Source organism: Cytobacillus sp. Hm23 (assembly GCF_051842895.1).
GTDB lineage: Bacteria > Bacillota > Bacilli > Bacillales > SM2101 > Nanhaiella.
This window is the reverse complement of the sequence record NZ_JBPXRQ010000015.1, coordinates 70403-90966: the sequence shown is the minus strand read 5'-3', so window position 1 is coordinate 90966 and position 20564 is coordinate 70403. Positions and strand designations below refer to the sequence as shown.

13 protein-coding genes are annotated in these 20564 nt (G+C 38.3%); all 13 read left to right on the top strand.

Going from position 1 to position 20564, the window contains the following annotated elements; genetic code table 11:
- The first annotated feature begins 1 nt into the window (after window position 1).
- The 13 genes from ACSVDA_RS11965 (at window position 2) to ACSVDA_RS11905 (ending at window position 20554) form a co-directional block, all read left to right on the top strand.
- Entirely contained in the window at window positions 2-586 is a 585-nt protein-coding gene (locus ACSVDA_RS11965) for a hypothetical protein (protein WP_485883463.1), read from the top strand.
- 67 nt (window positions 587-653) lie between these two features.
- Complete coding sequence (locus tag ACSVDA_RS11960; protein WP_485883461.1) at window positions 654-1064, top strand: hypothetical protein; 411 nt, start codon at window positions 654-656, stop codon at window positions 1062-1064.
- A 12-nt stretch (window positions 1065-1076) separates the two neighbouring features.
- Window positions 1077-2954: a hypothetical protein gene (locus ACSVDA_RS11955; RefSeq protein WP_485883459.1), complete on the top strand. Its 1878-nt coding sequence runs from the start codon at window positions 1077-1079 to the stop codon at window positions 2952-2954.
- An 11-nt stretch (window positions 2955-2965) separates the two neighbouring features.
- Window positions 2966-4075: a hypothetical protein gene (locus ACSVDA_RS11950; protein ID WP_485883457.1), complete on the top strand. Its 1110-nt coding sequence runs from the start codon at window positions 2966-2968 to the stop codon at window positions 4073-4075.
- A 68-nt stretch (window positions 4076-4143) separates the two neighbouring features.
- Entirely contained in the window at window positions 4144-7815 is a 3672-nt protein-coding gene (locus ACSVDA_RS11945; RefSeq protein ID WP_485883456.1) for a hypothetical protein, read from the top strand.
- A gap of 50 nt (window positions 7816-7865) precedes the next feature.
- Window positions 7866-13562, top strand: a complete 5697-nt coding sequence (locus tag ACSVDA_RS11940) for a peptidoglycan-binding domain-containing protein (RefSeq protein ID WP_485883455.1) — start codon at window positions 7866-7868, stop codon at window positions 13560-13562.
- Between the two features lie 16 nt (window positions 13563-13578).
- A complete protein-coding gene (locus tag ACSVDA_RS11935; protein ID WP_485883453.1) occupies window positions 13579-14703 on the top strand; it encodes a hypothetical protein in 1125 nt (374 codons plus the stop codon).
- A gap of 73 nt (window positions 14704-14776) precedes the next feature.
- Entirely contained in the window at window positions 14777-16432 is a 1656-nt protein-coding gene (locus tag ACSVDA_RS11930) for a hypothetical protein (protein WP_485883452.1), read from the top strand.
- 4 nt (window positions 16433-16436) lie between these two features.
- Window positions 16437-17063 carry a hypothetical protein gene (locus ACSVDA_RS11925; protein ID WP_485883450.1) on the top strand — a complete coding sequence of 209 codons (627 nt, stop codon included), beginning with the start codon at window positions 16437-16439 and terminating at the stop codon, window positions 17061-17063.
- A 3-nt stretch (window positions 17064-17066) separates the two neighbouring features.
- Entirely contained in the window at window positions 17067-18860 is a 1794-nt protein-coding gene (locus ACSVDA_RS11920) for a discoidin domain-containing protein (protein ID WP_485883448.1), read from the top strand.
- Window positions 18861-18872: 12 nt separating this feature from the next.
- Entirely contained in the window at window positions 18873-19214 is a 342-nt protein-coding gene (locus tag ACSVDA_RS11915; protein WP_485883447.1) for a hypothetical protein, read from the top strand.
- A 27-nt stretch (window positions 19215-19241) separates the two neighbouring features.
- The gene (locus tag ACSVDA_RS11910; RefSeq protein WP_485883445.1) at window positions 19242-19634 is read left to right on the top strand and encodes a hypothetical protein; all 393 of its coding nucleotides are present in this window, start codon (window positions 19242-19244) and stop codon (window positions 19632-19634) included.
- Window positions 19635-19648: 14 nt separating this feature from the next.
- Window positions 19649-20554 carry a hypothetical protein gene (locus tag ACSVDA_RS11905; protein WP_485883444.1) on the top strand — a complete coding sequence of 302 codons (906 nt, stop codon included), beginning with the start codon at window positions 19649-19651 and terminating at the stop codon, window positions 20552-20554.
- Window positions 20555-20564: the final 10 nt, after the last annotated feature.

The window sequence follows — 20564 nt, the reverse complement described above, 5'->3', positions numbered from 1 at the left end:
CATGCCAGGAATTAACGATAGTACACTTGTCCACGGTGTCCTTGATTTAATTGAAAAACGGTTAAAGAAAGACGTCGGAGGGCAGGATGGCTCACCAAGTGTCATTCTCTACCGTGAACACCCAGATGATGAATGGGTATTAACGAGAGTAAAAATGATCTACCCGTCAGGTTTTCAAACAGATATTAAATTAAACATGGGGATGACTGAAGAAGAAATTGATAATGCACTAATTAAAAATATCGAAAGCGAAGATACGAGTGACTTACCAAGTGTCATCGATGTTGGAGATCCTTCTTTTGAAGTTTTGGACGATTTCAATTTACTTCCGCATGATGAACAAGGTTCAAATTATGTACCGGCATTACTAGAGTTTGGAACTCATGGAGGTTACCTCATCCAACCTTCAATACCACTAGATGTAGATCGAGATCACCATGACTTTGAGTACTATAAAAAATGGAGATTAAAAAACGTGCTAGTTGAACAAAGGGATAGTGGTGGAGTGTTGCTGCAATCTGAGTATCTGCATCTGGTCTATGATTTAAAATCTCGCTTAACTGCAGTGGTAGTAGAGCGTATATAGAGTTAAGGGACGAAAGGCATAGCAAACATCTGTCTATACTATAAGAGACAAAGCTGAGGTGATCCTAATGTCGTTCAATGTTTCATATGTAGGTGGGGGCGTAATTGATAAAGTTCGAGAATTACCTTACCCCCATTTTTCTAAAAACACTACCCCTTATATTCGGGGAAGGAGTATACACGTTGACCCAGTACAGAGAGTATTTACCGATTCCTACTCTCTACCATTTAAAACAGAGTTTCTATCAATTTCTGTAGCATGTAGTTGCTATAACGACTCAGATTACTGGGAGCTCACAATAAACGGAACAAAGATATGTGAGACGATTTATACTAAAGAGCTTCCTGAAAGTGTTTCTATGGGGAACAGCTTTGGTATTGTATATCCTCTCGAACCAAATATGGAGATAAAATTTGATTTCCATAATATCAGTGGTGTAGAAAAAGAGGTATGGTACAACATTAAATTTTTAAGGTAAGGGGGATGAAAATTGGAAACCTACAATCTAGCAACATTTAGTGATTATATTGAGGGTGAGTCAGAGGCCCAAGATTTTATCAATACACTGGCCGATGAGATCACAAGTGCTGTCATACCTACAAAAGACGGAGGAACGGCAGAAAATAAATGGAGTGAGGTTGCCCGTGACGACGGGGGTCTTCATGTAGAGTATGAACAAAGTCAACCTAATACAACAGCCTATTACAAGCATACAGATGGAAATAGCTACCCCGTGTATTTTGTTAATTTAACCGGTTATGCAGAAACTTACGGTGGAAGTGACTATATTTTAGCGGAGGTAAATAAGGCTGCAAATAGTAATTCTGAGGGGACACCTACTGGCTATGAAATAAACGTAAATCCGACGATTACGTACACTAGTATGAACGGTGAAGAGAAAAGTAACGAATTACTTGTTGATCACGTTTTATTTACATTTATCCCTAACGAATTGTCACCTAAGGGTTATGATATGCACATTATAGAGCAAGGGTACTGGAAAGGTGAAGGGGACGAAAGGGTATTTGTGTACGATGAAAACTGGGACGGTTTTTACAGTGTTGCCGTGGTCACAGAAGAAGATATTATAGATTTTGCTATGCCATCATTTCGAATGAAGGTCAATAGTTATTATGGCGGTAGTTTTGATAATACCCTTTATGAGCGTTTTGTTGATATTTCTGATGTATTTACTAATTACACATATGGTAAGACGACTTACACGGCAAAACCTACAGTACAGTCAACTAGAATGGTAGTGTTAAAATCTGTTCCAGACACAATCGAGGGTATAACTCCCCGTGAATACTTTGTTCTTTTTGAACAAAGTCACGATGATTTTAACTATTGCGATATCTCATATGGTGTTGGTTTTAAATTGGATTCAGGTTCTTTAGGTAACCCTGAAGATTCGTATATTGGAATATGTGATCCCCAAACAATAAATAAAGAAGGAGACATACCTGAAGTGATAGATCAGCTAGCCTGCCACCTTTACTATCTTGATTTAATGGCGGGTAACCCTAGCTATGCTCCTCCTTTGTATAGTTGGGAAGTTGACATAGATGGAGTAAGGCAACTACAGAGTCCCAAGTCTCATTTTTTCTATGGTCGGGACTCAACTACGCCTTGGGTAATAAATAAGAAAAGGCGTGCTGACTATCTAGTTCGGTATTGGCTCAGTGTTAATAATGCCAGAGTTGCTCTAGTAATTGAAGGTGACCCTGCACCTAGTATACTTGATTACTACCGTAATTTTGGGTACATAGGGAGAATCAAGAACTTTAACGAGTATGATTTGCTTGGGAACTTTGGCGTAACTGTCGGTATGGGTGATTTAGATAGAGATAAGACTGGCTTTATCGAAGGTGATATTAAAGAGGATACTCCTGATTACGGAATATGGGGGGAGTATACATCGAATGGAATGTGGTCCATGTCTATGTTTAATACAAGATCAAATGTATTCTTTCAGGCTCACCACCCAGCATTTTTAACACAGCTCCCAAATTACAGCGAGGTCGGTACGATACCTCCTCAGCTAAGGAAACTAGTTTTAAATGATGATAGATTTCAACCTTCTATATGGACAAGTAAGTATCACGGTAGTCCAATTTATTTAGTTCACAGATCAGAGGGGTACAGAGGTTATCTAGATGGCGTTGTTGTTGTAGAAGATCATAACATCGTTAACGGGGACGAGCTTGTAGTAGATACGAAGATATTAAAAGATGAAAATGACCCATCACAAGGAACATGGACTGAGGTATATAAATTTTTTAGCTGCAATACTCCAGTTAACTTATTTACAAAATACTCCCCTGCTCCAGGGACAGTATCAGCTGCAATATTAAAAGAGATAAAATAAGAGGTGATAATATGGCACATTTTAAATATGTTGAAAAGACAACAACCACAGAGAAAATGTTAAATTTTTTGAAGGAAGAAGTAACAGGTATTAGTGAGTACGATTTTAACTCTGATCATGAAACTGCTACAGCTAATAATTGGACTCTTTTCTCGGAGGAGACAGCCGGTGAGCTAGTTTCTTCTATGGTATTAAAAACTACAGCTGCATTAGGAGATCCTAACCAACCGGTAAACAAGGATATCTACTTAAAGTTTACTAATCTTTCACTTGAGCCTAGAGTTAACGCTTTAGCACCTGAGAATTCTGAGAATTGTTCTATGACAATTCAAGTACTAGAGGATTTCGATTCCGACAATGATTCGTTTGGAATTGAAGGACCGGAAGTGCTTTTTGCATGGGCTGACGAAGCATTTGAGCCTACTGATCGTTCAAATAAAAAGCCTGTTTACGTGTACTTAAACTTTACTAATAATCGTATTTCAATGGTTGCAGTTGCCGACCCTGCCGTTAATTTTTCCGATTATCGAAAGAGTTTTATGTATGCAGGAGCAATCACACCTTTTGAATACAACTACAATGATATTGACGGTAATATATTAGTTACTGCTGGATGTGTGTTGGAAGAACCTACGATGGCTACAGTGTCTGAAGATGCTCCAGAATTTTACTTTGGGGAGTACACATCTATGGGGAACACTTCATTTCAGATGTATAGAACATTTTCAGGCATAGAGTTCCAAAAACATTATCCTTCTTTCATTACACAGGCTCCTAAGCCGGGTAACTCCTATGTAGATAATGTATTAGGTGACACAGGACTACACCTGGATGAACAAGGGTTTCAAGCTAGTAAATGGACTGACCGCTATCATCTATCCCCTATCTACATTATGCACCCATACGAAGGATATAGGGGGAAACTAACTGAGGTAATCGGTGTCACTAATCACAACATCCTTCACTTAGATGAATTAATTATCGATGTAGAGGGGAAACCGTGGGAGAAAGAAGTATACAAGTATTTCGATATTAATGCTAATCAGCAATTCACTCAGTATTCTGCAAATATTGATACAGGGGTAGCAATATTAAAAGAAGTTCGTTACCCAGGAGAATAATTGAATAAAATTTAATAGGGAACCTCATATGGAGGTTCCCTATATTTTTTACCTCGGAGGTGAATTGTATGAGAACAAGCGTCAATTATATGCTAAGAACTAATGATCCCTTTACATCGAGTGTATTATTCCCTATTAATTACCGTCAGATACCTGCAATTGTTCAAAATTATCACTTAAAATATGCTCCTATATCACAGTACCCTGCGCTAATGTTACTTGATTACTTTTTAGCTAAACCAGAAAAGGAATTAAATCCTCTGACAAAGGAGCTGTTGATTTCAGCAGTCAAAGAACAGACAGCTAATTTTGAAGAAGGTCTTGTCATAGTGGAGAAAGGGGAACGAGAAGGTATAGAAGGTAAGGATTTACTAACCGTTGAGCGTGATAATGTTAAAGACATGTCAGTACTGGATTCTTTTTATTCTTTTTGGCGTAATAGAACTAAAAACATGTCACTTTCAAAGAACTCCTTATTTATTAAAGACTTAAGTCGTAGAGGGCTTATTAAATATTCCTCTCTTCCTTTTTTAAGAGACCACATTAGTCATCTTGGTATTTCTTTTTCTAGTAACTGGACTAGGGATAATGAAAAAAGGATGGAACAAAGCATTTTATGGGCGGGCTTAAAAGATTACACTCACGCTATGGAAATACACAAAGCATTAGGCTCATATAGAGAAAATGTCACAGAAACTTATGTAAGAGACTTTCTAGCGAACTCACTTCGAGTGAACAAGAATGGTCTTTCTGTTTCCCAACAAAAGTCATTTTTCAGGGACTGTGTTGAAGGTATGTCCTTAGGTTACGGTATTAAGGGTGATCGTGATAAGGTTTTTGAACTCTCTTTAGGAGAGCATTATACAGGTCCTAGACCTTACGAAAACCTTGCTCAGGTAGAGTGGGAACACAGTAAATCATTAAGAGTTTTTGAGCAAGATAGGTATGTGGAAGGAGGAATTTTCTCCGATAGGGATATAAAATCCCCTTTAAGTATGAGCAAGCATACATTATCCCAAAGAGAAGTAAAGGACGATTTTTATGTCAGTAGTGGGGGTTTTTATGAAAGACAGCTCACTAAGGATTTAATTATTGAGTATTTATTGGAAGATGGAAGGCTATTAGCACGTCAATGGCCTTCATTAATTCACCATACACTTGTGGGTAGCCGTGATAACTCCAAAGGGCTGAATCGGTTATCCACCAAGAATTTGGAACGTTTAATACAGGGTGGATTAACCATAGGACTCCTCCAACACTATGAAAGGTATTTCATTGGAGATTTAAGTATACAACAGCATGGAGGATATCAACGAGACGTAGTAGATAATGTATACATACATCAACTAATGGTTAGGTCAATTCGAGATAGTGCTACTGAGTTAAATGTACCGTACTCCCTCCTATCGTCGGATCGTGACACAGGGAACTATATGAGTGTATTTCACCCTTATATACTAAGTAATCGTATTGATGTAGGTTCTTTGAGTAATTTCTACCAACTCAGACCATTTGTACGTAATAACGTTAGTAATATGTACGTCCCTTATTCTTTAGGGGGTTATAACCGAGATACCATCGGTAGTTTATATGTTCCGGGTATTCATAAGAGTAGCAGCCGTATCATAGGCGATAATCTATTAAATTTGATTGAAGAGACGCTAAGGTTTAAGCGGGATATTTCTAATGACCTCTTCTTACCTGGTGATTCAATCCAGTCTAGCCGTGATAGTGAAAAGAGCATAAATTTAGAGGGAAATATATATGCAGAGAGAGATTTCAGTAACAGTACTTCAATTTTTAATATAGATAGTTACGAGCGTGATAATGTAAGTGGTTTATATGTGAGTACACAAAAAGAGTCGAGGAAGGGTAAAAAGAAGCTCTCGATAGAAAAGTCCAGTCCAGTTAAGAAGGCAAAAAATAAATTAATGACATTACATCAATCAACAGAATATGAAAGAGAAGTTATTAAAGATACACTTATCGATTTTATAGGAAGTTACCTCCGTAACAAAGTCAAAGAAATGATTGGTAACAGGCATCCTAACGAAATTACCAATGGTGCCGAGTTACTTTACCCTCTACTTCGTGCTGTGTTGATGGATGATGAGATTTTCGGGGAACTCGTTACGGGTCTAGCTGATGTTATTGATTCAGTAGAGGTAGGCGAAAGGCCACCTGAGTTAAAAGGTTCACTATTAGACGAGAATATTTACTCAGCTAAAGAGAAAATAGAGTACTTTTTAGATAAAGGCTTACTTCAAGGTACGACTATAAATAATAGTAAAGGTGTTGTTACGTTTAATATAAATACTTTTACCAGAGCTTCAGAAAATAATGCGTCGATTATCTCTGAGGAGGAAGATGACCCTTCTTTTGGCTACATAAATGCTGATCCGTCTGAATTTTTACCTGTTGAAGAGGTTGCCAAACTTAACAAGCAAAGACCTGGTTACGTAAATAGTAGTATATACGATGCAGATAAGAGCAGAAGAAGTTCAGTGAATAGTAATGTAGAGGATATTTTAGGTTTTAATAGTAGAAAGTCAGGAGTCCATGTAGAAACCTTTCTAACTGCAAGCGTATCTAGTAAAACAGGGTCAGTAGAAATTAACGTTTACTCGGGATCAGATTCAGAAAAAGAATCCACTGTATTTACTAGTTTTAACTCAGGTAAAGCCGACTCTACAAGAGGGTACATAGATTTCTCAGGAGGGTTAGAAGGTAACAACAGAAGTATACTTAGCACTGTTATGACTTCTATGGATAAAGCTTATAGACCAGATAATAACGATGCTTTATTTTTAACTGACTTGGACGCGGGAAAACCTTTAACAGAAAGGTATGGAATTGTAGATTCTCCCACAGAGGAAACAGGGGAGAAATTAAAATGGGTCAGTATATTAACTAATCTACTCTTTACCGCAGAAGAAAGTACAGCACTAGGGTACGTTGAGTATTTACAACAATCAGGCGTCATTCAGGAAAGACACTACTCCCTTTTAAATGGCTTGGTTGGGGATATTGTCGAACGAAAAGGGGCTGTATTTGGCGATAACGATGTCACTGGGGGTTTTGAAGAAAGAAAATCTACCTTAGTTGATTCTTTAGAGCACGGAAAAGGGTTGTTATATAAATATGATGACTACCCTCTATTACAGCAGGGTATGGAAATAGAGGATTGGGAGATTGACTTAGGGTTCGGGGTACCTGAGAAGTATGATCCTTATGATCCATATAACTCATTTTATCCGTGGACTTCTGATTTTTATTCTTCCTTAGAATTGGCTCAACTAGAGGATTGGACATCATTTGGAGGAGCGGATTGGAGCTTTGATAAAAGGCAGGCTCAGTTCCGTATTAATGATAATCACGAAACACCAAACGGTTATATACTAGATAACTACGATAGTACAGATTATGTATTTTCAATAGATTTTCAAGTTGACCCTGAGGAGAGTGACGATGAAGGTATTGGAGTAGTTTTTAAGTATGTAGACGATAAAAACCATTATAAGTTTGTGATAGCAGGTGGTCCAAACAACACCATGAATATGGGATCAAACTACATGCAGCTGTTTAAAGTAGAAAACGGCATCGAAAGACCGTTAGGAACAGCTCTCGCTCCTCACAAATGGGAAAAGGATGAATGGTACAATATTCGTGTTTCGTATATAGATAAACAAATAAAGATATGGGTAAACGAACGACTTCAGTATGATATGTATGATCACTAACTTAACTAATCGCCTCTTTTATCGTATTTAGATAGTAGAGGTGATTTTTTATGGCGGTAAACGGACATACCTTTGGTGTATTTACACAATCGCAAAAAGGTGTACGCTTCAGAAATGTTGCTGCGGATATTGTGAATTATGACCGTACAGGGGAGAACCATCCAAGTAATCCCCAAAGCCCTAACTATGCTAGAAATAGCGATAGGTTATCAGGGTACCAGAATCCAGTTCTAGCTGATGAAGGTAATGGAAATATAGGTAGATGGCAGGAAGTTAAACTTGATGCCGTTGAAAATTTAGTAGATCAAATGATAGAACTGTACCTAAAAGACAAAAATTGGTACAAGGGTATCCGTTGCAGGGAAGCGATGTGGAACATGTACCGAAAGCTAGCATGGTACGTGAAATATGAGGTGGGGGAAGATGTTGATAAATACCAACAAGCTCTACGTTTAATAAAGGACTGTATTTATAAGATAGAGCACCCCGAAAAGATTGAGAAAAGAGTCATATTTGAGGAGTTATTGAATGATCCTGTTAAATATAGTGATAAGGTTTCATTTTCTCCTGAGTATATGTGGAATGATTATGGTTTAGGGGTAACAGACGAAGTTGGCGAGTTTTATTTTACTATAAACAGTATTTTTACTCATTACGAGGGAAGTATCTCGTTTAGTTATGATGGGAACTTTGATGATGAAGATGTTATTGAATTGTATGACAATGGAGAAAAGATATGGGAAGGCCCAGAGGGGAATGTAAGTATAGATATTAACTCAGGACCTCATTCTTTTGTATTGTTGTATGAGTCTAAAGGGCAAATTAGCGACCCATTCTTCACTATAAAAGAAGTAAGAGTATACGAGGATAAGCCTATTTATTCAAAGTATAACGTAGGCTTGGTCGACATGATGAATCCCCCTAACCTTACTCCGAACGGTTTTGATTTTTTCGATATGGAGCTTTCTGACGGGTGGGCAGCTGAAAATGATAAAATCTCTGCTAAAATTCTACCTGGTGGGGAACAGTACGTTGAAAAAGTGATCAACGTAACTACTGATGAGTCATACTTACAATTTGAGTACTCTATAAATGACATTTGGGAGTATTCAAATGGTACAGTCATCGTCTTTGTAGATAATAGTGAGATTTGGAGAAAAATTGGTGAGACACATGGTTCAGAGTACATTCGATTAGATAATCTCCCTATGGGTGAGCGTAGAGTTAAAGTAGTAGTTAAACCAACTGGCTCAGGAGAATCACTATTTATTTTAAAGAATATTGAGTTGGTAGAGGTACACGAAACTGATAAGACAAGTGAAAAATATGAGGAAATGGGGTTACCTTATTGCCCCCCTCCGTACATGCTTGATTACAACGGTGCTTTCTTTTCACACTTCGATGGACTTGAGCAGGATGTTGAGCTATTTAACTCCTCTAAGCTACCAAAAATGGACGATTTTCCTGGTTTTTTCAGGTATGTTGCATCTAGCGAAGATCAAGAGTGGGAGATAGTCCATTCAGTTGGTAACGATGAGCAATCAGGTGATGAGAACATTTTCAAGTTTGATGTTTCAAGGTTAAGTTATGGTAACACTTCTAAAATAACTAGTATATGGAAGTTTAAAGAGAAGGGAAAAGTCTCATTCAAATTCCTCGCCAGTTCTGATAAAGGGAACGGTCTAGTCTTCTTTATTAACGGTAGACAGGTTAGTCAGGAGTGGAGTCAGGAAAGTGATTGGGATTATGCAGAATTTAGCGTCCAACCAGGTCAAACATATCAATTCGAATGGATGGTACGTGGAAAAAGCACAAAAAAATGGGGATTGAATGCTATATACATAAAAGATGTAAAGTACTCAGAAGTAATACCTTCTTGGCATAGCTTCTTTCCGAAAAAGATTAATGAAGCAAGTCATGGAGAGTGGTATGTATATGAGATGAAGGGTGTTATGGAAGGTGCACAAAGTGGAGATCGAGTAGATCCTACACGCACCCACCAAAGTACTATATGTAGCGATTGTGATGGTGAGTTTTCATTTAGTTATACTCTTGACGTAGAAGAACCAACAGGTGATTATTATGGAGCATTTTTTACTGACCGTTTCCATAACCGTGACCAAAACGAGACAGGTAATTGGGGAAAAGATGCGTGGAGTGGAGGAAGTAGTGATTGGAACAGAGCGACCTCAAACCACTCGGGTTTTGACTACGACGGGGAGGCTAGAACAATAGAATCCACTAGTACATCATATGACTTACATGTGTTTAATGACTATTTACTTGATAGAAATAGGTTAGAAGTACAAGGGAAAGTGGAAATCCAGTGCCCTCCTCGATATATCCATCACTATGACCCTGTTTCTTCCGAATCTATTGACCTTGATTGGGCGGTTACAGGTAACTTATGGCAAACCTCCTCGAGTGGATTAAGTGTTAGCGGAGAATTTGAAGCAAAAAGTGGAACAGCTGAGACGACTATCTGGATGGATCATAGTGGAAGCGTCTCCTTTTACGTGAACCTCTTTATGGGTACTAAGGATAAAATATCAATAAAGGTTAATGGAAGAACAGCTTGGTCTAAAAGAGGTAGCGTGTCGGAACAAGTCAGCATAGAGCTGGATGAAGGGAACAACAAAATATTGTTCCAAATTGACACTAGTGGAGAAGGTGCAGTAGTTAGTCAACCTGTAGCAGGAGGGAGTATTTTTGAGCGAGAGTTTAATTATAATGCCTTACAAGGTGCATCATTAATGACGGGTCCGACTGTATTTACTACTGACAGTGGATCATCCGTATCAGTTTTCCGAGACCATTGGATGCAGGGGGATGGAGCAAGAGCGTATACTACTGAAGATAGTGGTGACTATCTAATAGACGTAAACTTAGCACCTGGAGAAACATTTAGATTAGAAGAGAACGTAAAGTTTGTACAAGGTGACCCTAGTTCCCAACCTAGTGCGCCTGTAAGTAACAATGACTTGTGTTTCCCAAGTGGAACAGAATCAGAGAATTTAGATTATGGTTTTCTGTCAAAAGCTATTACGACACAGCGGAAAGAAGGGTTTGAATGGGATGAATCTACGGGTGTTCATAGAGGAGCTACCCCTACGTACCAGTATTCTAACGAAGACCAGTCAAAGCTACACCGGAAGATATCTGCTTCGGAAGTTGGTGACATACACTTTAATGAAAAACTGAAGGTTCATAGGGGTAAGTATGGAGGCTTACCGATGGATTTACAGATATTTAGTAATGAATACTACGATAGTGAAGGACGGTATACTATAGATGTTACAGAAGGGGCGACTATAACGCACAAACTCAGTTATATCCGAGGTAAAAAGGTATGGGTAAGTGAAGAATTCTTTTTAGTAGAGGGATACTATAAACTTAATTATAAATTAGACGCAAGGCTTTATGAAGTTTTTAATGACGATGAATTACACGGGCAAACATCCATATGGCTAGTTAATGATACAGGGCTAAGAAGAGATTTTAATATTCTTTACGACACTGGCGAAGCCCCAAGAAAACATATAGAGGATAGATTCAATGAAAGGTTTTTCCTAAGAGGTTGGGTTAGTTCAGGGCGCTACTCTGTAGAAATAGTAACTGAGGATTATTGGAATGATGACTACTACTACGCTATTGACGCATGGGGAGATCTAGCGAAGGTAACAGGTTATGCTCAGTATTCTGACATATATCTTAAGAAAGAGTATCCAGGGGATGATCCAACTGTTTTTCCCGATGATCCGACAGACCCTACTGATCCAACGCACCCTACTGATCCAACGCACCCTACTGATCCAACAGATCCGAGGGACGGAACATTACCGCATCCTGGTAGTGGAGGTGTTGGAGGAGGATCATATCACGATCCTTGCCGTGGAGTCGATAAAGATTTAGGGGAATCTGGAAGTAATGACCCTACCATGTACCCAGGTTACTTTTTGATTAGGTGTATGAGAGGTAGTTATATAAGATCTATCCAACTCCAGTTAGGGCTAACCGCAGACGGGATTTTTGGGGCAGGGACCCTTGAAGCTGTCAAGAATTTTCAGCGAAGGAATGGTTTAGCTGTTGACGGTATAGTAGGTCCTGTTACATGGAACGTCTTATTTGATGTAATTATCACACCTCCCTCACCACCTGATTACACAGTATATCCCGGGTATGTTATCGGAGTAGGATCTGTTGGTGGATGGGTTGTATCCATTCAAGAAAAGTTAATAGAACGTGGTTATGATTTCTCTATATACGGAGCTGATGGTATTTTCGGCACAGGTGAAACTGAAGATGCTGTTAAGGCATTCCAAAGGGATTTTGGTCTTCCAGTTACAGGGAGAGTCGATGAAGAAACATGGAATATCCTTTTTGGTGACATTACTGAACCTACGCTATATCTCGATGATACAAAGGTAAGAGTAATTGTTAAAGATATAGATACTGGAACATACATTACTGATGATTATTATCAATCAACAGGAGAAGAAGGTGAGTTTGATATTAACGTTACCATTCCTAAAGGCAGGAATTTTGAGATTATATACATTTTATATAAGGGGAATGGATATAAAGAGGGCCTTCTAGGCAATGGTGGCGGTATGGTTGTGAGTGAAGGGACGTTCACTAGTTCTTTCGATAATTACTGCATAGACCAAGATGGGAATATTTATAGTGATGATGGGAGAAGTCATTATTCAAACGACAATGAATCAAGTAATTGTAATCCAACCTTTACTGTTTCTGTATCGGGCACAGATTATAATGAAACCTTCTCAGCAGGTGGAGGACATCTTGATGTATCGTTTACAAATACATCAGATGTAATGGAGAGCTACAAGCTAGTAGGTCACTTAAACAAGGATTGTCCGACTGATCATGTAGAGCTTAATAGAGGTGTTGTTTATATCGCCAAGCCAGGAGAAACAGAAGATGTTGTTGTACCTGATTCTATAAGTATTGATATCAGTGACTTTGTTGTTACAGAATTGATTCCTCACTGGACAGGTGGGTGCGATGAATACAATAACGATAACTTCATTTATGTTAAATTACTAGACAGTAACGGTGATGTAGTAGATTCACGTACGTTCAACGGAAGTGGTGATTACAACTTCTCGTTTACAGATATTGCCCCTCACCCAAACCCTGATTATAGAGTCGTTATAGAGACTGTTCAGGGCGGAGGGTATGAGGAACTACATCCGGGACAGTTAGCGTACAATCCATACTCATTTCATATAAGTAAGTTTGAAGTTTGGGAGAAGTTTGAGGGGGTACCTGACCCATTTAACTCAGTATTAGACTTCTATATTGACGGAGAATTAAAGGGGACGTATGACCCTATTGATATAGGTGATTATCTTGAACTATCTTTCCCTGTAGATAAAGGTTGTCACGATTTTAAATGGGTAGTACGTCAGGTGGATGATAGATTCATATACCCGTGGGATAGGGCTAAAATAGATTGGATTGAGTTAACCAACTGGATTTGTGATGAAATCATGGTCACTCCTTATTGTGAAAGAGGAGGTGGCGACAAGTGTATTGAGGCCTTAATTAAATGCTTGCTGCCGATAGTAGATGATCCCGATGACCCTGATGATCCTGATGATCCCGATGATCCTGATGATCCCGATGATCCCGATGACCCTGATGATCCCGATGATCCTGATGATCCCGATGATCCTAATCCACTCGTTTGTAAGATTGGAAAGAAAATTTGGTTATTTACTTAGAAAGGAGGGAATAACAATGGGACTAGTTTCTTTAGTTGAACGTGGTTTTATATATGAGGATGATTTTTCATCAGGTGTAAATTCTCGTTGGGAAATGTCACCTAACTCACCGTCAAGATTAAGTCATGACGGTGAGAAGCTAAATATCTTTCATGGGAATAACCCATTGTATTTGTTTTTAAACGAATTAACTGATACACAATCATTTGTTTTTGATGTTCAAAATACGTATAACCCTTCTGATGGAGGGGTAGGTGGGATAACTGCTTATGGTGATAGAGACAATTTTATTGCTGTGGAAGAGTACTTTGATTCAGAAAGCGGTGTGTTAAATACATTTCCGTGGATAAGGTTAGTCCGTGACTACAAGAATTACTTTGCATACTGGTCAGAAGATGGAGTGGAGTGGCACACTATTGGGTCATCTTCATTAGATGCAGCAGCTCCTAAGATTGGGTTATTCGTCGAAGGTACTTCAGAAAATCCTCTCGGGGTAGAAAAAGTAAGGGTATTCTCTTCTACAGAAGTCTCAATTACTAATCTATTAGCAGGGATGAAGGTATCCTTAGTTGATGGAGAAGGTGCCGAAATAAAATCTCAAATTTGTAGAGAGCATGACAATAAAGTTGTGTTTGATGTTGCTGATTTACCTTTTCCATTTAATGCAAAGATAGTAATAGATACAGGTGCAGATATACTAGATAGCAACAGTTTTATAAACATATATGGCGGTGACGTTTATTACTTTGAAGTCACTCCTGATATTTTATTTTATATGGGTGAAGCAGAAAACCCTATTAGCTTGACCGTAAATACTGAGGAATTTTTAGGTCATTTAGCAACTACCAATATGGAGCAGGAGTGTGAAGTAATAATTCGGAACCCGCTACCTGGTACCTTTAGTGATATTCAGATTAATTTAGTACCCTATGAAAACGATGATCATTGGGATCGGTTAGTTGATATTGCAGACGATGAAGATGGAAGTCCTGGTGAGTGGAGGGATGCTGTTAATATACCTGAACTCCTAAGCGGAAATGATCATAAAGTATGGGTAAAGTTAAAACGTGAATTTGATGAGACTAAGTATACATCATCCGTTTACTTTGGGTTAAAGGTATTCTCTTCCTACGATTTATAGGGTTTTGTCTATACTAAATGTGTAATTAAAGCGTAGTTATCTACGCTTTTTTGTTTGGTGCGGAGGTGAAAGAATGGCAGTCAGGATTAGAAAACAATCTTCAATAAGTTCAGTAGACCACAATGAGTTATTAAATCGAGGTACTAGAACGCATAGTGAAATAGATAGTTATCTAAGTGAGATAGATACCGCTCGAGGTAATGAGACAGGTTTATCTAAACGGTTTGAAAAGATCGAAGATAAAAATAATGAACAAGATGCGAACATAGCTGACATAGAAGATAAAAATAAAGAGCAGGATGACCGACTTAGTGACATTGATGAACTCAATTCATTACAGGACGATAAGTTAACAATTTTCAAGAGGACGTTAGATGAGCACGGATCTGAAATTCTTTCTAACAGTAATAAAATTAACGATGTTGAAGGTACCGTAAGGGAAATAGTAACTACAGTCACAGACCATGAATATCGTATAAACGACTTGGGCGAACAGGCTGATGATCTAAAAGAACGTGTGACAGAATTAGAGCTTAACGGAAGTGACGGAGGTACTGGTTCTACAAGTACTGAGGTAATCGAGGCACGCACAAATAAAGATGGCTTTACTTTTAGTAGTTTAAAAGAGCGTCTTGATAATGAGCAAGGTAATGGTGGGGGTACATCATTAACTGGTTATCTTTATGAAATATATAAGGCTACTGGTGGAGAGTCTGAAGTAGCTATTAATAACGGTATCTACACAGTAGGTAAAAATGAAATTGAAGTCTTCCGTAGTGGTATTCGTCAGATAAGAGATATTGATTATAGCGAAATCAACTCCACTAAAATCGAATTTAACAGCCTATTGAATTCTTCAGAAGTAGTTGTAATTAGACGTAGAGATCGATGGGGCTCAATTCTACCTCTTTCCTTAGAATTAGAGGAACACTTGGTCACTTTGCCTGATCAAATATCTTACCAATTATCACACGATTTTAACGCACCTGGTAGAAATCTTGAGGTCTATTATAACGGACAGTTATTAAATTCGGGGGAAGAGTATTCCGTTGATATAGATAATAAGGTCACTTTATTATTTTCACCTGTCGTAGGTTCTCTTTTACTCTTTCAGATTATTGATAAAAATAAGCAGCCTGATCGATTCCTCCTCGAGGAGATTCAGAGGGTGGAAGAAGGAGTAGATACCTACAAATTAAATGATTTTGATTTTACAGCAGGCCGAAATGAAGTAGAAGTGTACGTTAATGGAGTTAAATCGTATATAGGGAAAGGGTATATAGAAAACAACGATAATTCTATTACATTCCTAGCTGATTTACCTGAAGGTGGGTATCTCTTATTTACTAAAGAAAATGACTACGGTCTTGCAAAGATAGAGCAAGTTAAATCTATTGAGGGACGTGTAGCCGTTTTGGAAGAAGGTAGCGGTGGGAGTGATGTTCGACAAATTGAGCAATCAGTTGATACTGCATCAAGAGAACAGCCTTTTACATCTACGTTTGATATATCTCCATCTTCAAGGCTAGACCGTTTACCTGTCAGTGTTATGGAGTACCTTGAAGGTGATAGTGATATCAGAAATACAGTTAGTGAGTCTATTAAATTAACTACATCCGTTGACTTAGGGAGGATGGGTGTAATTGATTCTTTTGAGGAAGGGAATATCCTTTCCCTTACACTAGATAAAACACAGTATAAAGCTATAAACAAGATAAGGGTGAGGTGATAGTATGGGTGCTCCTGCTACAACAGGGCAATTAAGGGAAAATATAGAGGATATGCAGGTTGGTGACTACGTAAAAGTAAATGTCGATACTGGATGGGTATTTGCATTAGGGAGTGGGGGGAAGAGTGAAATGCCGTCCCCCTTACCATTTAATCCCATGCAAAACTTTTGGTACGCTGTAAAAGTAACTGAAGGTTTACTGATTTCAGATAGGGTTATTTATAAGAATAGTTGGGATTATTTAAACAGCTTTAAACTCATTCAGGGAGGCCCTACGGCTTTTGGGAATGTAGTTGTCCGTTCTCTCACTGGCGGGGCATCTTATGTTGATGAGTACGGTAATAAGTCCACTGAAGATAAAGGCTTTGGTGGATGGCCTACAAATAATGAGTGGGACAAATATGTAGTGAACTTCCCTACAGAATTAATCCAAGATGAAAAAACATTAGAAGATGTATTTCATTACGGTAATTTTTCATCGTGGGTACAGGACACACCTACGATTGAGATCATGGGCAGTATATATAGAGTACTGAGAGGAAGACTAGGTGACGTGAAATTCTTTAGCGGTATTAGTTCAGACCAACTTCAAGGGTTTAGACCTGTCTTTGAGTATAGGGAGGAGGGTTAAAAGATGGAGGCTTCTCAAGTTATAAATGAAGGTGATCGCCTATTCCATCCTGATGAAGTAACAGACCCTTCTGAGTTAGCGATTGGTAAACGCATTAGATGTCACTACGCTGCTGAATCAGGTTTGGTGGGGGTGTTCAGTGGGTTAGGGGAACAGACAAGTGACTTAATCCCTCCTGAAAGTGCAGCGGCACCTTCACCTGACGGTGATTTTTATTACATTTGTGTTGATAAAGACCGTCTAGGTGGGTTGAAGTTAATAGCTGATCGGAACGTACAGACCGGAATTAGTTGGGACACATTGAATAATGTTGGAATTGCGAGCGGTAGTGGTTTGCCTTTTAAATTCGAGCAGATAGTGGATATTGCTAGTAATGAAGCATCAAATTACTCTTTTAGTGGTAGTCATGTTGATGATAGAGTGATTGAAAATCTATTCGATCAAGACGACGAAACTAGATTTGGTATCTTAAATTCATCACTAAGTGGCTACCCTGCTTGGGTGAAAGTAGATCTAGGTAGAGAAACCGAGATTGCAAGTGTGGAATTGAAAGCTGGAGGAGATATCTCACGTTATGGATTAAAAGATTTTGAAATCAAAGTTGCTACAGAAGATAGTGGTGATTTTAGTACGTATAGTACAGTTCTTAAAGAAAAAAACCCTGACGATAGCGTTAAACGGAAGTACGTAATTAACTCTAATCGTAGAGTGAGGTATGTAGTGTTATATATTCTTTCTACTTACAGAAACGTTGTTCACTACGGGGCAAATGTTATACTACACACATTTAATATATATGAGAATAAGTACATCGGTCACCAATTTACAACCCGCCTTCTAACAGGGGGCGTTTCAGAAGATGATAAAGACAATGAGTGGGACCAGTATATCACTAATGGTGACTTAGGTGGATTGATTACGCCAGGGGATGAAGGTGTTTGGAATTTGAACAACAACGACACGTTGACTTCTACTACTAACACCTATGACTCGCACGTAAGAACAGCTAGAGGAGGTAATCTTTCTTTTGTAAGTTCTTACTTTACAGGCATGACATCCTCATTTAGACCCGTCTTATTAATAGATAAGATTCTTTACGGTAAATGGTTAATTGACGATGGCGGGGTAATAAAAACAATTAATCAATCTAGTTGGGATACCGTAGGGGAAGCTCCTCCTACAGTTGAAATGTTTAACCTACATGGAATGAGTGATTTATCTGTCATTAACGAGGAATTTGTTAACCAGTTATCTAGTGACCAACCTACATTACTCGCATATGCTGAAGAAAGTAGTTTAGGTATAGAACTATCTGTTACGCCTAAAGCAGATGTTATAAAATCCTCTACTGACATCGACCTCACTTACGTAGAATCTCTAAATAATATTAATGTTTCATTCAGTAAAGAGGAAGGTTCAATTATCAAAGTTCTGACTAGTGTAGACAGTGGGGAAAGTTGGTTAGCTTATAATACTACCCTCCGAAACTGGGTAGGGGTGGATATAGAAAACCTTTCTGAAATAAAAGAGCAAGGTACAGATGTAGAGACATTCAACAACTTAACAGATGCTGAGTGGTCCGTGTTAATTGAGGGGAAAGATCAAATAAGGTTCGCCTATTATATTGAACATGATTCACCTAGTGATGTAACTGTAGAAGGTGTCGAAGCAGAGTTTAATATGTTAGGAGTTTGGAAAACTGCTGTACACGGTACGGATTACGATTATGAATACCCACGGAATGATAAATTACGTGTGATTTTATATAAAAATGGTGATTTTAAAATTAACTACTAAGGGGTGGAGATAGTGACTCAAATACATTCTTCTCAGATAAAGAGTATCGATGGAGGATTTAACTCATTATACGAGCAGCTAAGAGCCTTAGACATTGAAAATGATGACGTTGATATCGATTATGAAATCAATGAAGATGGACAAGTGTTAAGTGAGACTATCAATGATATGTCCACCAACTCTCCTACACAACTTAAGAGGGTTGTGTACGTATACGATGAAGACGGAAATGTTGAATCAGAAACATTGACGGTGGGATCTAAAACAATTACAAAAACCTACTCTTACGATGAACAAACGGGTTTAATCAAAAAAATCAGTATCCGTAAGGTATTAAATAATGATTCCGTCTAACCTAAAAGGAAGGTAGGTGAGTAGTGGGTGGATGCAGTTGTTTATGGAAAAGTAGTATCACTAGAAAAGAAGATTGGTAGGATTGTGACAATTAGACACGATGAAGAACTAGTGTCTATTGAATCACCTCTTACAGTTTCCCTGCCTATTGAACCCAAAACAGATAAGTTACTGTTGAAAACAGTTTTTGTGGAGGGGCCTGAAGGCTCTGCTGTTGAAATTGAGATTGTATCTTGTATTAATCGTGAAGATCAATTTCTATTTTATAGAAACTCGATATCAGCAAATACATTATACGACCTGATTGATATTCCCTACGTGGATGAGGATGGGACAGGAAATTTACACTTGAATCTAAACAACGTAGGTAGTACATCAGGTCCTTACAAGATAAGAATAAGTGCTTTATTTGCACAATGATGGAGGTGGATTAGATGTGGTTTGAAGGTGAGGTTAGAGTAGTTGATTTTCCTGCGAAATTTGCAGAGATTCTTCAGACAATTCCTGAAGGTGAGGATGAGCCATTATGGGAAATGATTTCAAGTAATGTAGGAGAAACAGTAGATGACGACGGTTATGTTTTTTATAGTAAGGGGACAAGTGGGGAGGACAATATCTATATAGGGGTACAGACCGATTTCCCTGATGTTAATTGGTATTTTGGTCATCGTTTCTTTATCACAGAGTCGTACATTCCTTCTGACGAGCCTAATACAAACGGAGAATGGGGTAGGTATATAACGGAACGTCATCGGTACCATAATGACAGTACATATGCAAGGGTGACAGAAGAAACAGCGAAAATATTTTACCAAATCAGCGTCACTAAAGATAGAGTTATCATCGTGACCAATAATATACTACCCATAACTGACGTTAATAGAATCAATCCAGTTACTTACTTAGGTTTAATAAAAAGATACAGTAATGAACCCGACAGTTCAGCTGGTTGTATAGCAACAAGTTACGGTGCTGATAAAAACTACTTTAATTCGGTTAGATTACTAAGAAGTAGGCAAAAGGTTTTTGCTCCAGTTTACAACGTTCGTTACAGTAATACATTTGAAATATCCACAGGGAGAAAGGGGTATGGAGGTAAATTTTTAGCGACTAATATCCCTCTCACCTACTCGGTCGAAGGGTTTCGGGGTGAACTAGACGGGATGTTGGTCACTAACTTTACTTCAGATTACCAAGGTCCAATAGTCCCTAACAACGGCTATGTTTTGATAGATGGAAAAGAGTATTTGTGCGTCTACAAACCAGAGTACCATTTAAGCGTTCACGATAACTTTAATGAAGACCGCAAGAAATACGCTTATTTTATTGAAAAAAAGTAGAAGGGATTGA

Bases quoted from the DNA above. Each gene is read 5' to 3' on its own strand.
- ACSVDA_RS11965 (WP_485883463.1), top strand. From the start codon at position 2: ATGCCAGGAATTAACGATAGTACACTTGTCCACGGTGTCCTTGATTTA.
- ACSVDA_RS11940 (WP_485883455.1), top strand. From the start codon at position 7,866: ATGGCGGTAAACGGACATACCTTTGGTGTATTTACACAATCGCAAAAA.
- ACSVDA_RS11950 (WP_485883457.1), top strand. From the start codon at position 2,966: ATGGCACATTTTAAATATGTTGAAAAGACAACAACCACAGAGAAAATG.
- ACSVDA_RS11925 (WP_485883450.1), top strand. From the start codon at position 16,437: ATGGGTGCTCCTGCTACAACAGGGCAATTAAGGGAAAATATAGAGGAT.
- ACSVDA_RS11905 (WP_485883444.1), top strand. From the start codon at position 19,649: ATGTGGTTTGAAGGTGAGGTTAGAGTAGTTGATTTTCCTGCGAAATTT.
- ACSVDA_RS11960 (WP_485883461.1), top strand. From the start codon at position 654: ATGTCGTTCAATGTTTCATATGTAGGTGGGGGCGTAATTGATAAAGTT.
- ACSVDA_RS11930 (WP_485883452.1), top strand. From the start codon at position 14,777: ATGGCAGTCAGGATTAGAAAACAATCTTCAATAAGTTCAGTAGACCAC.
- ACSVDA_RS11945 (WP_485883456.1), top strand. From the start codon at position 4,144: ATGAGAACAAGCGTCAATTATATGCTAAGAACTAATGATCCCTTTACA.
- ACSVDA_RS11935 (WP_485883453.1), top strand. From the start codon at position 13,579: ATGGGACTAGTTTCTTTAGTTGAACGTGGTTTTATATATGAGGATGAT.
- ACSVDA_RS11920 (WP_485883448.1), top strand. From the start codon at position 17,067: ATGGAGGCTTCTCAAGTTATAAATGAAGGTGATCGCCTATTCCATCCT.